Annotated in this window: 13 protein-coding genes; 11 read left to right on the top strand and 2 right to left on the bottom strand. The window is 60.5% G+C overall.

Features of this window, described 5'->3' with window-relative positions; all coding sequences use genetic code 11:
• Window positions 1–379 precede the first annotated feature (379 nt).
• Window positions 380–1,381: an AraC family transcriptional regulator gene (locus tag B5E66_RS06205; protein WP_158098339.1), complete on the bottom strand. Its 1,002-nt coding sequence runs from the start codon at window positions 1,379–1,381 to the stop codon at window positions 380–382.
• A 305-nt stretch (window positions 1,382–1,686) separates the two neighbouring features.
• On the opposite strand from B5E66_RS06205, the gene B5E66_RS06210 reads away from it, so the two are divergent.
• The 6 genes from B5E66_RS06210 to B5E66_RS06235 all read left to right on the top strand — a co-directional run bounded on the left by B5E66_RS06210 (window position 1,687) and on the right by B5E66_RS06235 (window position 10,183).
• Window positions 1,687–3,081 carry a PTS transporter subunit EIIC gene (locus B5E66_RS06210; protein WP_242958110.1) on the top strand — a complete coding sequence of 465 codons (1,395 nt, stop codon included), beginning with the start codon at window positions 1,687–1,689 and terminating at the stop codon, window positions 3,079–3,081.
• Window positions 3,082–3,110: 29 nt separating this feature from the next.
• Entirely contained in the window at window positions 3,111–4,577 is a 1,467-nt protein-coding gene (locus B5E66_RS06215; protein WP_087230178.1) for a glycoside hydrolase family 1 protein, read from the top strand.
• Window positions 4,578–4,665: 88 nt separating this feature from the next.
• The gene (locus B5E66_RS06220) at window positions 4,666–5,805 is read left to right on the top strand and encodes a M20/M25/M40 family metallo-hydrolase (protein ID WP_087230181.1); all 1,140 of its coding nucleotides are present in this window, start codon (window positions 4,666–4,668) and stop codon (window positions 5,803–5,805) included.
• 173 nt (window positions 5,806–5,978) lie between these two features.
• Window positions 5,979–6,596, top strand: a complete 618-nt coding sequence (locus B5E66_RS06225) for a TetR/AcrR family transcriptional regulator (RefSeq protein ID WP_087230184.1) — start codon at window positions 5,979–5,981, stop codon at window positions 6,594–6,596.
• Between the two features lie 60 nt (window positions 6,597–6,656).
• Complete coding sequence (locus tag B5E66_RS06230; protein WP_087230187.1) at window positions 6,657–8,441, top strand: ABC transporter ATP-binding protein; 1,785 nt, start codon at window positions 6,657–6,659, stop codon at window positions 8,439–8,441.
• Complete coding sequence (locus B5E66_RS06235; RefSeq protein ID WP_087230191.1) at window positions 8,438–10,183, top strand: ABC transporter ATP-binding protein; 1,746 nt, start codon at window positions 8,438–8,440, stop codon at window positions 10,181–10,183. Before B5E66_RS06230 ends, B5E66_RS06235 begins: the two co-directional genes overlap by 4 nt.
• A 69-nt stretch (window positions 10,184–10,252) precedes the next feature.
• Here the strand turns inward: B5E66_RS06235 and B5E66_RS06240 are convergent, their stop codons facing one another.
• Entirely contained in the window at window positions 10,253–11,236 is a 984-nt protein-coding gene (locus tag B5E66_RS06240) for a GDSL-type esterase/lipase family protein (protein ID WP_087230193.1), read from the bottom strand.
• Between the two features lie 293 nt (window positions 11,237–11,529).
• On the opposite strand from B5E66_RS06240, the gene B5E66_RS06245 reads away from it, so the two are divergent.
• The 5 genes from B5E66_RS06245 to B5E66_RS06265 all read left to right on the top strand — a co-directional run bounded on the left by B5E66_RS06245 (window position 11,530) and on the right by B5E66_RS06265 (window position 16,851).
• Entirely contained in the window at window positions 11,530–12,753 is a 1,224-nt protein-coding gene (locus B5E66_RS06245) for a 6-phosphofructokinase (RefSeq protein ID WP_087230196.1), read from the top strand.
• A gap of 111 nt (window positions 12,754–12,864) precedes the next feature.
• Window positions 12,865–14,088: a 6-phosphofructokinase gene (locus B5E66_RS06250; protein ID WP_087230199.1), complete on the top strand. Its 1,224-nt coding sequence runs from the start codon at window positions 12,865–12,867 to the stop codon at window positions 14,086–14,088.
• Window positions 14,089–14,486: 398 nt separating this feature from the next.
• On the top strand, window positions 14,487–14,930 hold the full coding sequence (locus B5E66_RS06255) for an Lrp/AsnC family transcriptional regulator (RefSeq protein ID WP_087230202.1): 444 nt from the start codon (window positions 14,487–14,489) through the stop codon (window positions 14,928–14,930).
• A gap of 244 nt (window positions 14,931–15,174) precedes the next feature.
• Window positions 15,175–15,735, top strand: coding sequence for a DUF4358 domain-containing protein (locus B5E66_RS06260; protein WP_087230205.1), 561 nt, complete (start codon window positions 15,175–15,177; stop codon window positions 15,733–15,735).
• Window positions 15,736–15,852: 117 nt separating this feature from the next.
• On the top strand, window positions 15,853–16,851 hold the full coding sequence (locus tag B5E66_RS06265) for a glycosyltransferase family 2 protein (protein ID WP_087230208.1): 999 nt from the start codon (window positions 15,853–15,855) through the stop codon (window positions 16,849–16,851).
• Window positions 16,852–16,853: the final 2 nt, after the last annotated feature.

Below are 16,853 nucleotides of genomic sequence, written 5' to 3' on the forward strand. Positions count from 1 at the left end.
CCCGGTTTTGTCCGGGCGAAAGGCCCCTTACTTTTCGATCTCGTATGTTCTTCTCTTTTTATCAAGATAAAAATGCAAAAAAGGGGACGCGCTGCGCTCATCCGTGCGGAGCGACCCCATTTTGTGTCACTGCGCGTAGGCGCTGCCGGGGGTCCAGGGGCTGTCGGCGGCGTAGCGGGTATGGCTGCGCAGGTAGTTGACCCAGGCGCCATAGCCGTTACCCGCCGACAGATGCACTCCGTCGGGGGCGGCGCAGACCGCTTTCAGGTTGTTGTCGGCCTCAGAAACTTCACGCTGATAAAAGGTACGATTTTCCGTTTTGCAGACAGGCGTGCACCGCGAGACATATAAAGTGTTCTTAATCCAGGAGATACCCGACTTAAAAGTGTTGCGCTTCCCACTGCCGGGCGCGGTATTCTGCCGGAGAGACGTGATAGACCGCTTCGAACTTATGGTAGAAAAAGCCCAGGTTGTTGTACCCCACCTTTTGGGCGATCTCGTAGATCGGCAGTTCGGTGTTGGACAGCAAAAAGCAGGCCTGGTACATCCGCTGCAGGATCAGCAGCTCTTTGAAGGAGCGGCCAGCCTGCCTTTTGATGTAGGCGCTCAGGTAATTGGGGTGAAAGCCGAAGTGCCGGGCGGTGGACTCCAGAGTGGCGGTGAGGTAGTTCTTTTCAATGTACTCCAGAATTTCCACGATCAGGCCGGCGTCGCTGCTGCGGGGAGAAAAGACCTGGTTCCGGTACTGGCGCAAGATCTCGCAGCACAGCAGCACCATATTGGCCTCTATAGCCTGGTCGCTGCACAGCTGGGGATCGTAATATTCACAGAGGATATTTTGCAGGATCGAATGGATGGCGTTGTCCCCGCGCCGACGGAACAGCAGGTGCTGGTCGTGAGCAGTGTCCGCCGACAGCGCATTGACCAAAAAATGGTTGATGATGGCGTTGTCACCCAGCCGCTGCAAAAAGCCCCTTGTGAGGTATTCCTTGCGCATTTCAATGGTGATGACGATATCGCTCTCGTTCAGGTACTCGATGCTGTGGGGGACGTTGGTGTCCAGCAGGCAGATGTCGCCGGCAGACATCTCGACCCGGCGGCCGTCGATGACTTGGGTGCAGTGTCCCGCATAGACATAGAGAAACTCGATGACGGTATGGATGTGCTCAGGGATAAAGGTGAAACGGGATTCCTTGTTCACGCAGATGCTTCGTCCTTCCATCAGGGAGTTGAAGGAGAACAGGTACATATCCCGTCCGGCAAAGTTCACCTGCGGGATCCGCCGGTAGCGGGGGGAGAGAACGTCGGAAGGTTCGCCGCGATGGCGCAGTTCCGACTCGGTGTAACGGAAAAGGAATGAATCCAGACTGCCGATGTCCATGGTATGCCTCCTTGGATGGAGAGTGTCTGCCATCAATATAACAGATAAAGTTTGGTAAGTAAAGTGCTTTTGTCAAGTGATTGCAAAACCGGCCCCGCCGGGCTATCATAAAGGCAGCAATGGGGAGGATATTTCCAGCAGCATCAATGGTTTTTGGAGTATTTCCAGGGAGTCCGGGCGGATGGAAACACTTTTTGGAACCTGTGAGATGGGCTGTAAAACCGTCCTTCCCGGCCGCTGCGGCGGGTGCGCGCCCCGCTGCCGGACGATGTGAATCGACTATGGACATGAAGGAGAGAACAGTCATGGCAAAAGCAACGCAATACGAGTTCGAGACCCTATGCCGCGCCATCCTCGATGCGGTGGGCGGCAGTCAGAATATCGCCAACGTGTTCCACTGCATCACCCGGCTGCGGATCGTGCCTGTCAATCGGGATCTGGTGGACATGGCCAAACTGAGCAGCATCAAGGGTATCCTCAAAGTGGTGGAATCCAGCGGGCAGATCCAATGTGTCATCGGCACCACGGTGCCTGAGGTGTACAACGACTTCATCGCCATTTCGGGGATCAACCCCGGCGGCGAGGTCAAGGCGGACGCTGCGGATACCGCTTCCGATGCCGCGGCCGTCCAGGAGAAGAAACAGAACCTCATCATCCGCGGACTGAACACCCTGGCCGCCTGTGTCACTCCCTACCTTTACGCCATCGTGGCCGGCGGTATGATCAAAGGCATCGTCTCTCTGATCACCGCGCTGGGGCTGGCTGCCTCCGACTCGGACATCATCACGGTTTTGAGCGCCGTCGGCGACGCCCCCTTCTACTTCATGCCCTTTATGGCGGGCTATGCAGCGGCCAAGCGGTTCCGCGTCAAGGAAGTATTCGGTCTGATGACCGCCGGCATTTTGATGTACTCCACCTTCTCGGCCCCGGCCGAAGGGGTCTCCAGCTATGCCTTCGGTTTCATTGATATCCCGGCTTACAACTACAAGAGCTCGCTGTTCCCGGTCATCCTTTCGGTGTGGTTCTTCTCGGTCATCTTCCACTTCATCGACAAGCGGATGCCCAAAAACCTGCGGATCGTCTTTTCGGGGGCCCTGTCCTTTCTGATCGCCGCCCCCATCTTCCTGGGCTTCCTGGCGCCTCTGGGCAACTGGTTTGCCAGCGTCATGACCGGCGGCTTTGCCTGGCTGTTCACCCATGCCGGACCCTTTGCGGGCGCGCTGTTCTGCGGCATCATCCCCCTGACCGTTATCTTCGGCATCAAGGGCTGGTCCGCCGTCGAGCTGCAAAACCTTTCTACCCTGGGCTATGACTACATGCTGCCCAACTTCTTCTACTCCAACCTGGCTGTCTCGGGCGCCATCCTGGCCTACGCCCTCAAGCTCAAGAAGGGCGACCAGCGCTCGGCGGCCATTTCCACCGGCCTTGTCTGCATCCTGGGCATCACCGAGCCGGCGCTCTACGGCTACGCCCTGCCCGAGAAGCGTCCTCTGGCCGCAGCCATGGCAGGCGGCGCCATCGCCGGCGCGCTGGCCATGATCCTTGGCGTGGTCACCTACGCTTTCTCGGCGCCCGGCATCACCAGCATCGCCACCTATATGGACGAGGGGAACAACTTCCTGATGCTGCTGGTGGTCATGGCGGTGGCCTGGCTGGCCTCCTTTGCCATCTCGTTCGTACTGTGCAAAAAAGAAGAGTAAAAAACCAACGGAATCAGGAGGATCTTGCGATGAGAAACGGTTTTCCAAAGGATTTTCTGTGGGGCGGCGCCATGGCTGCCTCCCAGGCGGACGGCGCTTACGATCAGGGCGGCAAAGGGCTGGACACCCAGGACCTGCGCTACTTCGACCCTGCCTGGACCAAAGCTGAGCGGGCCGCCAAGGCCAACCGCCGGATGAGTGACGCCAAATTCCGCCAGGCGCTGGCCGACACCCAGGACCAGACCCACTACCCGTTCCGCCACGGCATCGACTTCTACAACCGCTGGCGGCAGGACCTGGAATTGTTCGACGAGCTGGGCATCAAGGTGCTGCGCACCTCCATCAACTGGGCCCGCATCTATCCCCACGGAGACGACCCTGTCCCCAATGAGGAGGGCCTGCGCTTTTACATCGACCTGTTCGACGAATGCCACCGCCGCGGCATCAAGGTCTTTGCCACCATTCTCCACTACAACATCCCGGTGGACCTGGTACTCAAGTATGGCGGTTGGAAAAGCCGCAAGACGGTGGAGTGCTATGTCCGTTACGCCCGCACCCTCTTTGAGCGGCTGGGGGGTCGGGTGGACTACTGGCTTCCCTTCAACGAGTTCAATGCAGGTAAGTTCAACCCCTACAACGGTGTCTGCCTGGTGGAGGATCAGGAAGAGGACTACAACAACGCCATTTTCCAGTGCCTGCACAATCAGTTCATTGCCAACGCCCTCACCGTCAAGGCCGGCCACGAGATCCTGCCCGGCAGCAAGATCGGCGGCATGATCGCCCGCTTCACCACCTATCCTGCCACCTGCAAACCCGACGATGTGATGCAGATGATCCTGGACGATCAGTATTCCAACTGGTTCTACTTGGATGTCATGGCCCGCGGACATTACCCTGCCTATATGGAGCGCTACTTTGAGACGGAAGGCATCCATATCCACATGGAGCCGGGGGATGAGGCCATTCTGCGGGAGAACACCATCGACTTTGTCTCCTTCTCGTACTACTTCTCCCAGGTATCCACCACCGAGCAGGGCTGGGAAAAGACCAGCGGCAATCTCATCATGGCCAACAAGAACCCCTACCTTGAGACCAGCGAATGGGGCTGGCAGAAGGATCCCGTTGGACTGCGTATCACCCTGAACCAGGTATACGACCGCTACCAGCTGCCGGTTTTCATTGCCGAAAACGGCCTGGGCGCAGTGGACAGGGTCGAGGCCGACGGTTCCATCCATGACCCCTACCGCATCGATTACCTCAAGGCCCACATCCAGCAGATGAAAGAGGCTGTCAAGGATGGGGTGGATCTGATCGGCTACACCATGTGGGGCTTCATCGACCTGGTGTCCTGCGGTTCGATGGAAATGAGCAAGCGCTACGGCGTGATCTATGTGGATCTGGACGACGCCGGCCACGGCACATTGGCCCGCAGCCGGAAAGATTCCTTCTACTGGTACCAGAAGTGCATCCGCACAAACGGCGAGGACCTTGCCTGACCAGGCTGAAAGCTGTATCATAAAAAGAGCATCCGTGGGCGGAAGGACCGTCCGCGGATGCTCTGCTGTGCAGAAAGGAACAGATACCATGAACGAATCGATCAAAGCACGTGCTCTGGACTATGCCGCGCGCTGCCGGGACGAACAGGCCGAACTGCTGCGCACGCTGGGCCGGCTGCCGGCGCCCAGCCGTCAGGAGGATCTGCGGGCTGCCTTCTGCCGGGACTGGCTGCAGAAGCAGGGTGCGCAGGATGTGACCATCGACGCTGCCAAAAATGTCATCTGCCGCTTGGGGCCGGCGGAATGCGAAGACCTGGTGGTCTTTGCGGCCCATACCGACGTTGTTTTTCCGGATCTGGATCTCCTCCCGGTGCGGGAAGAAGATGGCCGGCTGTATGCTCCCGGCATCGGGGATGACACCGCCAACCTGGTCAATCTGCTGCTGGCAGCCCGCTACCTGATCGCCCGGCAGGTGCCGCTGCGCTGCGGCGTCCTGATTGTAGCCAACGCCTGCGAGGAGGGCCTGGGCAACCTGGACGGCACCAAGGCTCTTTTTGCTGCCTGCGGCACCCGCATCCGCGGCTACTACTCCTTTGATATGTATATGCCGTCCTGCTGCACACGGGCGGTGGGCTCGTGGCGGTACCGCATCACTTGCCGGACCGCCGGCGGTCACTCCTACCAGGACTTTGGCAAACCCAGCGCCATCCGGCTGCTCTGCGGCCTGGCGGACGAGCTCTACCGCATCGTCCCGCCTGCCGGGGCCACCTACAACATCGGCCGCATCGAAGGGGGCACCACCGTCAACTCCATCGCGCAGGAGGCGTCCATGCTCTATGAGTTCCGCTCCGACGCACAGGAAAACCTGGCCGGGATGGAGGCTGCGTTCCGCACCGCGCTGACCCACTGGGAAGGGCAGGGCGGCCGCTTTGAAGCAGAGCTGCTGGGAGTCCGCCCCGGCAACGGCCCTCTGGACAAGGGCGCCATGGACCGCTTTACCGCCCATACAGTGGATGTCATCCGGGCCGTCACCGGGCAGGAACCCCAGATGGAGGCCGGCTCCACCGACAGCAATATCCCCCTCTCTCTGGGCATCCCGGCCAATACCATAGGCACCGTGACCGGCAGCCTGGCCCACACCCGGCAGGAATGGGTGGACCTCGCCAGCCTGCCCACCGGTCTGGCTCTGGCCCTCAGCCTGATGCTGTCCTACGCCGAAGAAATCTGACCCGGGCGCAAGCGCCCGCACTGTATAAGGGAAGCATTCGATTTCCAAGTCTGATAGGATTTGGCAGGCGCTGGCAAAATGCATACAATTTATTTCCTTTGCCATCTTGACAGAACATGGAAAAGAATGTATTATAACAGTGTTATATAACATCGCTATAAGGAGGGCTCTCTATGGAAGAAAAGTCTACCGCAACCTTGGAAAAAATCCAGGAGGCCGCTCTGGGCGAATTCCTGGACAAGGGGTTTCTGGGTGCTTCCCTGCGGCAGATCGTGAAGAACGCCGGGGTGACCACCGGGGCTTTCTACGGCTATTTTTCCAGCAAGGAGGCGCTCTTTAACGCTTTGGTGGAGCCCCATGCCGCTGCCCTTATGGGCAAGTTCATGGAGGCTCAGATCACCTTTGCCGAGCTGCCCGAGGAGCAGCAGCCCGCCCACATGGGGGTGGAATCCGGGACCTATCTGGACTGGATGGTGGACTACATCTGCCAGCACCGGGAACCGGTAAAGCTGCTGTTGTGCCGGGCGGAGGGTACCAGTTATGAGCACTTTGTCCACAACATGGTGGAGATCGAGGTGGAGTATACCCTCCAGTATATGGAGGTGCTCCGCCGCCTGGGGAAGGACATTCCCATGCTGGACAAATCCCTGTGTCATATCATTGCGAGCGGGATGTTCAATGGGGTGTTTGAGATCGTGGTCCACGATATGCCCCGGGAGCAGGCGCTGCGGGATGTGGCGCAGCTGCGTGCGTTCTACACCGCCGGATGGCTGAAATTGATGGGGGCTTGACCCCTGTCTTTTTGGGATAAAAGTTAGTTAATTCTAACTATTTTACAAGGAGGGATTATTTTGAACCAAAAGAAACCGAGCAGTCTTGCCCGCATCCTGGGTTATGCGGGCAGGCACAAGAACCTGACGATCCTTGGCTGTGTCCTGTCCGCCTTGTCGGCGGTGCTGGGACTGGCTCCCTACCTGTGCGTCTGGCTGGTGGCCAGGAGCGTGCTGGCCGCCTGGCCCAGCCTGGACGGGGCCGGTGACCTGGGCCGTTTTGGTTGGATGGCGGTGTGGTTTGCCATTGGCAGCATCCTGCTGTACTTTGCCGCCCTTATGTCCACCCATATTGCCGCCTTCCGCACCGCCCGAAACATCCGGCGCGCCGCCATGACCCATGTGCTAAAGCTCCCTTTGGGCTTTTTCACCGGGAACCAGTCGGGACGGCTGCGCAAGCTCATCGACGACAATGCCGGGCTTACCGAGGATCTGCTGGCTCATAAGCTGCCCGATCTGGCCGCCACGGCAGTGACGCCCATCGCCGCCATCGTCGTGCTGTTCCTCTTTGACTGGCGGATGGGCCTTCTGTGCCTGCTGACCATGGTGCTGGCTTTGCTGTCCATGTGCCTGATGATGGGCGGCAAGAACGCCGGCTTCTTCCACCGCTATCAAAAAGAGATCGAGCGCATGAGCGGAGAGGCGGTGGAGTATGTCCGGGGCATCCCGGTGGTGAAGATGTTCCAGCAGACGGTCTACTCCTTCAAGGCCTTCTACGCCGCCATCCAGGATTACAGCAATCTGGCCAGCCAGTATGCCATGAGCTGCCGGACAGGACAGACCTGTTTCCTCACATCGATCAACGGGGCCTTTGCTCTGCTGATCCCGGCGGCACTGCTGATCGCCTCCGGCGGAGATGTGCGTACCACGCTGGTGAACCTGATTTTCTACGCCCTGTTCGCCCCTGCCTGCGGTCAGATGATCAACCGTATTATGTATATGAGCGAGGCGGTGATGGAGGCCGACGAGGCCATTGGCCGGCTGGATGAGATCCTGAGCCAACAGCCCATGCCGGAGCCGGAAACGCAAAAGCGGCCGGCAGATGACGCCGTGGCCTTTGCACACGTGACCTTCACCTACCCCGGCGCCAGCCAACCCGCGCTGGAGGATGTGAGCTTTTCGGTCCAGCCCGGTGAAGTGGTGGCTCTGGTGGGGCCCTCCGGCGGGGGAAAGACCACCGCGGCGAGTCTCATCCCCCGGTTCTGGGATGTGGACAGCGGCAGCGTCACTGTGGGCGGTGCGGACGTACGGGAGCTGGACGGCGCCGCCCTCATGGGGCAGGTGGCCTTTGTGTTTCAGGATACCCGTCTGTTCAAGGAGAGCTTGTTGGAAAATATCCGGGCTGCCCGGCCGGACGCCTCCCGGGAGGAGGTGCTTGCCGCCGCCCATGCCGCCCAGTGCGATGACATCCTGGAAAAGCTGCCCCAGGGGCTGGACACGGTGGTGGGCGCCAGGGGTGTCTACCTCTCCGGCGGGGAACAGCAGCGCATTGCCCTGGCCCGGGCCATTTTGAAGGACGCTCCCATCGTGGTGCTGGACGAGGCCACCGCCTTTGCCGACCCGGAGAATGAGCATCAGATCCAAAAGGCCTTTGAGACCCTGACCCGGAACAAAACGGTGCTGATGATCGCCCACCGGCTATCCACGGTGCAGAACGCGGACAACATCATCGTCTTAAACGAAGGGAAGATCGCGGAACAGGGCAGCCACAGCGCTCTATTGAAGAAAAACGGCGTCTATGCCGCCATGTGGGCGGACTATCAGCGCAGCGCCCAATGGAAGGTCGGAAAGGAGGCTGCGGTATGACGAAGAAATTACAGCACTGGTTTGCCCTCAGCGAGAAGGGAGCCAAAGACCTGGTGAAGGCCGTATTTTGGTGCTTTGTGTGCAACCTGGCCCTCATGTTCCCCGTCGGAGCAGTCCTGTTTACCATCCAACATCTGCTTGGCTGTCTGGTGGGCGGCGGCAGTCCCACGGACGGGTTCTGGCTCTATGTGGGCTTTGCCCTGGCGGTGCTGGTCCTACTGTTCGTCCTTCACTGGTTCCAGTACGCCTCCCTCTACATCGCCACCTACCGGGAGAGTGCTAACCGCCGGGTGAGCTTGGCGGAGACGCTGCGCAGGCTCCCCCTGTCCTTTTTTGGGAACCGTGACCTCAGCGACCTGACCTCCACCATGATCGCCGACTGCTCCAGCCTGGACCAGATGTTTTCCCACTATGTGCCCCAACTGTTCGCCTCCGTCGGTTCCACGCTGGTGATCGGGGTGTGTATGTTTGCCTGCGACTGGCGTATGGCCCTGGCCGTGCTGTGGGTGGTACCCGTGGCAGTGGCGCTGACGGCGGGCTCCAAGAAGATCCAGGACGCCTTTGGGACGAAAAACATCCTGAACAAGCGGGCAGTGGCCGACTGCATCCAGGAGGGACTGGAGACCATCCGGGACATCAAGGCCTGCCACCGGCAGGAGCGCTACTTGAGCGATCTGGAGGCAAAGCTGGCCGCTATGGAGGGTAGTTCCATCCGGTCCGAGCTGGCCACCGGCGTGTTCGTGTGCTCCGCTCAGGCATTCCTGCGTCTGGGGCTTGCCACTACGGTGCTCACCGGTGGGTCGCTGCTGCTGGCTGGGGAGCTGTCCTTCCTCTATTTCCTGGGCTTCCTGTTCGCTGCCGCCCGGCTGTACGATCCTCTGGGGGTGGTGCTCCAGAACATCGCCGCCACTTTCAATACCAAGCTGCAAATTGAACGGATGCGCTCCGTCCTGGAGCAGCCGGTGCAGACGGGAACGGAGGACTTCCACCCCGACCGCTACGACATCACCTTTGACCATGTCTCCTTTGCCTACCGGGAGGGCACTGGGGTACTGGAAGATGTGAGCTTCACCGCCCGCCAGGGAGAGGTCACCGCCCTCATCGGCCCCTCCGGGGGCGGGAAATCGACCGCCTGCAAGCTGGCCGCCCGTTTCTGGGACGTCACCGGCGGGAAGGTGTCCCTGGGCGGAACGGACGTATCCACGGTGGACCCGGAGACCCTCCTGCGTTTTTACTCCATGGTGTTCCAGGACGTGGTGTTGTTCCGGGACACGGTGATGGAGAACATCCGCCTAGGCCGCCGGGGCGCCACTGACGAGGAGGTGCTGGAAGCCGCCAAAGCCGCCCAGTGCGACGAGTTCATCCGCAAGCTGCCCCAGGGCTACCAGACGGTGATCGGGGAGAACGGCTCCACCCTTTCCGGCGGGGAGCGGCAGCGGATCTCCATCGCCCGGGCACTTCTAAAGGACGCGCCGGTGGTGCTGCTGGACGAGGCCACCGCCAGCCTGGATGTGGAAAATGAAAGCGCCGTCCAAACCGCCCTCTCCCGCCTGCTCCGGGGCAAGACGGTGCTGGTCATTGCCCATCGGATGCGCACCGTGGCCGGAGCCGACCACATCGTGGTGCTGGAGGACGGCCATGTGGCCCAGCAGGGCACCCCGGCGGAGCTGATGGAGCAGGGCGGCCTTTACCGCCGCATGGTGGAGCTCCAGACCGAGAGCGCCCAGTGGAGACTGGGTTGATCTAGAGACGCCAGCAAAAAAGCCCCGGAAGGCCCATCCAAAGGCTTTCCGAGGCTTTTTCCATATCGCTCAGCCTGCAGAAGCGTAGGCGCTGCCGGGAGTCCAGGGGCTGTCGGCGGCGTAGCGGGTATGGCTGCGCAGGTAGTTGACCCAGGCGCCATAACCGTTGCCCGCCGACAGGTGTACCCCGTCGGGGGCGGCGCAGACCGCTTTCAGGTTGCCTTCGCCGTCGGCCAGAGCCTCCCACAGATCCAGATAGACGCAGCCCTTGCTGTGGGCCAGCTGGGCCAGCTGCTCGTTCACCGCCCGCAGGTTGTCGCTGGACAGACCGGGCCGCTGGGCTACTGCCTCGGGCCGCACCGGCGGGATGGACTGGACGTAGATGACGCAGTCGGGGCCCAACGTCTCCCGCAGCGCGTCCAGCATGGCCCCGTAATAGGTCAGGAAGCGGTCCTCTGCACCGGCGGTGGTCAGGGTGTTGGTGCCCAGCAGGATATACAGCTTTTTGGGCTGGGCCGCCGCCAGCACGTCCAGGGCCACCTCGTCCCCGCGGGTCATATGGCTGACCGTCATCCGGTTGACGATGGTGTCGGGGCCTGCTCCGGTATAGCCGCAGACCAGCGCGCCGCCCAGGTTGATGCTGTAATCGGTGAAGCCCACCGTCAGACTGTCCCCCAGAAAGGCGGCATCGGCAAAGTAGCTCAGGTCCACCTGGCCGGTGGCGGGCTGGCGGATGACGCTGCTGTCATAGGCCAGCACGGTGTAACTGCCCGCGCTCTGCCGGGCCGGGCCGAACTGCAGGACCTGGGCAGTCCCCGCTCCCCCCTCGCCCGGCTGCATGGGCAGGGGCGCCAGGATCCCCTCCACCGTGCCGGTGGGCAGGATCTCCTCCTGCGGAGGGGCTGCCTCCTGCTGGGCCGTCTGGAGGATGGCGGTGATGGCCAGCGACAGCAGCAGGATGGCCGCCACGCACAGCAGCACTTTCAGCTTGGTATGAGCGCCCTGCTGCCGGGCCCGGCGGCGGGCGTAATTGTAATCATGTGAAATACCCATGGCACTTTTATTCTCCCGAAGTATTTGCCCTGTCAGGGCGGCTTTGACTTTTGTAGAAGTACACTGATTCTATCATAAAATTTTTCGCTCTGCAACCAACTTGGGTCTTGCATACAACGCTTGAAACGGTTACAATAGAAACAGGGCAAAAACCATGCAATCTGGCAAAAAGACTCTCCACCCAGGGTGGTTTTTTTATGCCGGTTGCGGACGTTTTGCCGGCCGGAGCGGCGCAGTGCAGGGCCCGCCCCGGCCCCAAACCACCTCCACGCATGATAAGAAGGAGCTATTCTATGAGCAAAAACGTGATCGTAGGCCAATCCGGCGGCCCCACTGCCGTCATCAATTCCAGTCTGGCCGGCGTCTACAAGACGGCCCGCAGCCTGGGAGCCGACAAGGTGTACGGCATGAAGTACGGCATCGAGGGCCTGCTGAAGGAAGAGCTGGTGGATCTGGACATCCTGCTGGATGACCGGATGAGCATTGAACTGCTCAAGCGCACCCCCTCCAGCTTTTTGGGCAGCTGCCGGTACAAACTGCCCGACCCCGAACAGGACACCACCCCCTATGTGCAGCTGTTCACCCTCTTTGACAAGTATGACATCTGCGCAGTCTTTTATATCGGCGGCAACGATTCGATGGACACCATTGCCAAGCTGAGCCGCTATGGCCAGCGGATGGGCAGCGACGTGCGGTTCATCGGCGTGCCCAAAACCATCGACAACGACCTGTGCCTGACCGACCATACCCCGGGCTATGGTTCGGCGGCCAAGTACATCGCCACCATCCTGAAGGAAGTCATCCGGGATTCCTCGGTCTACAACATCCGCAGCGTCACCGTGGCCGAGATCATGGGCCGGCACGCCGGCTGGCTGGCCGGCGCCGCCTGCCTGGCTGCCGGCGAGGACTGCGACGGTCCCGATATGATCCTGCTGCCCGAGGTCCCCTTCAACCAGGAGCTGTTTTTGAAAAAGGTAGATGAGCTGCAGCGGCGGAAGTCCAACGTCATCATCGCGGCCAGCGAGGGCGTCCGCACGGCTGACGGCACCTACCTGTGTGACCTGGTCTCCACGGCGGGCCAGCTGGATGCCTTTGGCCACAAGGCCATCCTCAGCGGCACCAGCCGGTATCTGTCCGAGCTGATTCACCAGAACCTGGGCTGCAAGAGCCGGGCCATCGAGTTCTCCACGCTGCAGCGCTGCGCCAGCCATCTGGCCAGCCGCACCGACGTCACCGAGGCTTATGCTGCCGGGGGCGCCGCCGCTGCTGCGGCCTTTGCCGGGGAGAGCGGCCGGATGATCGCCCTGCGGCGTCTGACCGGTGCACCCTATCAGTGCATCACCGAGTCGGTGGATGTGCAGCAGGTGGCCAACCTGGAAAAGAAGGTCCCCCTGGAGTGGATCTCCCCCGACGGGATGCACGTAACTGCCAGCTTTGAGGAGTATGCCCGCCCCCTGATCCTGGACGAGCTGACCCCCATCTATGTCAACGGCACCCCCCGCCACGTACATATGTGATCCAGCCCTTTTGCCCCCTCTTTTGGCCGCGCCCTGACGTTCTTTCCTGCTGGGAGCACACCGCCCCCATGCAGCCAAGATAAATGATGCTATGTAAAGGAGAAACGAATCATGGGTAAAAACGCAATCGTCGGCCAGTCCGGCGGCCCCACTTCCGTCATCAATGCCAGCCTGGCAGGCGTCTATGAGAGCTGCCGCAACCGCGGCGCGCAGGTCGTCTACGGGATGTGCAACGGTGTGGCCGGCCTGCTGGAAGAGCGGGTCATCGACCTGGGCACCATCCTGAAGGACGACCTGGACATCGAGCTGCTCAAGCGCACCCCCTCCAGCTTTTTGGGCAGCTGCCGCTACAAGCTGCCCGACTGGCACGCGGATGAGGCCGTGTACAAGAAGCTGTTCGATATCCTGGAGAAGCTGGACATCGGCTACTTCTTCTACATTGGCGGCAACGACTCGATGGACACCATCGGCAAGCTGGCCGACTACGGTCAGCGGATGGGCAGCGACATCCGGTTCATGGGCGTGCCCAAGACCATCGACAATGACCTGATGGTCACCGACCACACCCCCGGCTACGGTTCTGCGGCCAAGTACATCGGCGTGGTGATGAAGGAGGTCATCCGGGACGCCACCGTCTACGGCACCAAGTATGTCACCATCGTGGAGATCATGGGCCGCAACGCCGGCTGGCTGACCGCCGCCGCCGCCCTGGCCAAGGGGGACGACTGCGAGGGCGTGGACATGATCTGCCTGCCCGAGGTTCCCTTCCATGTGGACCGCTTTGTGGAGAAGGTGCGGGCCATGCAGGAGAAGAAGCCCAGCATCGTCATTGCCGTGTCGGAAGGCGTCAAGCTGGAGGACGGCCGCTATGTCTGTGAGCTGGCCGACGATGTCCATGCCGTGGACGCTTTCGGCCACAAGGCTCTGACCGGTACGGCCCGTTTCCTGGCCAACACCGTGGCCCGCGCCCTGGACACCAAGACCCGCTGCATCGAGCTTTCCACCCTGCAGCGCTGCGCAGGCCATCTGACCAGCCGCACCGACATCACCGAGGCCTACCAGGTGGGCGGTGCTGCGGCCAAGGCCGCCTTTGAGGGCGTCACCGGGCAAATGGTGGCCCTGAAGCGGATCTCCAACAATCCCTACCAGTGCACCACCGAGCTGCATCCCATCAGCGAAGTGGCCAACCTGGAAAAGAAGGTGCCCCTGAGCTGGATGAACGAGAACCACACCCAGATGACCCATGAGTTTCTGGATTACGCCCGGCCCCTGATCCAGGCCGAGCTGACTCCGCTTTACATTGCGGGCCTGCCCCACCATATCTATCTGAAGTAAGTTTTGCAGCGTTCTGCGGCCCCTGCCCCCGCCGGGCAGGGGCTTTCTGCTGCAAAAAAGCAGAAAAACACAAAAACCCGCCTGGCAGCGGGTTTTTGTGTATAGAGGGGTGGGAAAGTATATAAAGCAGTAAATCTCAAATTTAGATCCGCCGCGCCGTCTGGGGTGCGCGGCCTTGTGATTTGTATTATATGCAAATTTGATTTATTGTCAAATTGTAAATTTTCCTTTCACCTTAAACTTTCACTTTACTTTTCGGGTAAAACTTTATATAATTAAAGGCAGCACCGGAGAGTTTCGCGTTTTTGACAACTTTTGTGATTTTTTACAACTCGAAACTTTATTTAAAGAAAATTTTATCTATTTCACCGGAAATAGAGTATGGAGGTAACGTTAGAATGGATGATCTGGACCGCAAGATCCTGACCCTTTTGGCCCACAATGCACGTATGCCCGTCAAAGAGATCGCCGAGCAGGTGTCCCTGACCAGCCCCGCCGTCTCCAGCCGCATCCATAAACTGGAGTCCGACGGCATCATCGGGGGCTACACGGTGGTGCTCAACCGCCCGGCGGGCCGGCTGTATGTGGATGCCCTCATCAGCCTGTCGGTGGCCCCCTCCGAGCGGGAAGGGCTGCTCAACCTGCTGCAGAACAGCAAAGAGGTGCTGCAATGCTACCACGTCACCGGTGAATACACCTTCCTGATCAAGGTCAGCTGCGGCAGCATGATGCAGCTGGAGCAGCTGATCCTGCAATTCCAGAAGCTGGGCAGCACCTGCACCCAGATCATCCTTTCCACCCCGGTGGACCACGGCCCGCTGGAGTCTTTGCAGCTGCTGTGACCTGCGTCTATGCAGCCTTTCTTCCCCGGCCCGGGCCGGGGATTTTTTGCGCCCCGACTTCCCGCAGCGGCAATTCTTAAATGATTGTGAACGTCCGCAATTTTGCCGCCGGGCTGTTCGTATAGGATATGACGGCATTCAACAGCGGGAATAAACCCCGCCCCGCCGGCCCATCCTGTGTAAAACCGGCCGGTGTGGCCTGCCGCCCCCGCATCAAATTGCAACAAAAGAAAGGAACCTCTTTATGAAAAAGTTTTTGATCGCCGCCGCTCTGGCTTCTCTCGCACTCTTTTCCCTGGCCGCCTGCGGCGGAAAGGACGCCTCCTCGGCCGCAGAGCCCAAAGATTACAGCCAGATCATCCACGACGCCCGCACCGATGAGGAGAACGAGAACTTGATGATCCTGACCGGCAAGGGGGACGGTTCCTTCACGGCTGCCGACGGCCCTGCCGGCGAGATGACCGAGGAGGATCTCAAGGCCCAGGCCGACAACTTCATCCTGCCCATGCTGGGGCTGCAGGACGGGGATTATGAGGAGTTTTCCGCATCCGTCTCCCTGCTGAATGTGCGCAGCTACGGCGTCGCCATCGTCAAGCCCGCCGAGGGCAAAACCGAGGCCGTGCAGGAAGCGCTGGAGAACTACGTCACCAGCCAGCAGATGTCGATGGAGAACTACCTGGCCGACCAGTATGAGATCGCCAAGGCAGCCACCGTCACCACCGTTCCCACCGGCGAGGTGGTCCTGGTCTGCTGCGAGAACTCGGCTGACGTCCTGGCCGCCATCGAGGCCGCCCTGGCCGCCTGAGCCGGCTCCCCTATATAATAACTACGCCCGCAGGTTTTCCGGCCTGCGGGCTGTTTTTTGGGCTGCAAGTGTGCTATAATAGCTGCGTTGTGATTTTTCCCATACCTAGGAGCGGCTATGAAAGCGACTGTCATCATCCCCAATATCAACGGCAAGGGCTGGCTGAAGGACTCCATCGAGTCGGTCTATGCCCAGACCGAGCAGGACTTTGAGCTGATCGTAGTGGACAACGGTTCCACCGACGAGAGCCTGGCCCAGGCCCGCAGCTATTGCAGCCGGCCCAATTTCACCCTGATCGAAAACGGCAGGAACACCGGCTTTTCCCATGCGGTCAACCAGGGCATCGTCCTGGCCAAAAGCGAATATGTAGTGCTGTTCAACAACGACGCCTTTGCAGAGCCCCAGTGGCTGGCCGAGCTGATCCGGGCCGCCGACAGCGACCCGCGGATCTTTGCGGTCCAAAGCCTGATGATCCGCCACTTTGAGCGGGAGCTGGCCGATGATGCCGGCGACTATGTCACCTGGATGGGCTTTGCCTGCAAGACCGGGGACGGCCGCCTGGCCAGCCGCTACACCAGACAGCGCCGGATCTTCTCGGCCTGCGGCGGGGCCGCCCTCTACCGCAAGCGTATCCTGGACGAGATCGGCGTCTTTGACGAGAACTTCTTCGCCTATTTCGAGGACGTGGACCTGAGCTGGCGCGCCAACAACGCGGGCTACAAGAACATCCTGTGCCCCACTGCCCGGTGCTACCACATCTGCGGCGCCAGCACCGGGGCGGTGCGCTACAACGAATTCAAAAGCCGCCAGAGCGGCCGCAACAGCATCCTGCTGCCTCTGAAAAACGAGCCCGCCCTGATGCTGCTGGCCAACGCCCTGCCCCTGGCCGCCGGCTACCTGCTCAAGTGCTACAAATTTCACAAGCAGGGCTTCGGGGACGCCTGGGACCAGGGGATGCGCGAAGCCTTCGACATCCTGCGCCAGGGGCGGCTGGGCAAACGTCCCTTTCGCCTGCGGGACCTGCCCAACTATCTGCTGATGGAGGCATGGATGATCTGGAACATGCTCCCCTATCTGTGGTACCGGCTGGTGATCGTCCCCTTCGGCCTGAAATAAAC

Source organism: Faecalibacterium sp. An121, assembly GCF_002160915.1.
Classification (GTDB): Bacteria; Bacillota; Clostridia; order Oscillospirales; family Ruminococcaceae; genus Faecalibacterium; species Faecalibacterium avium.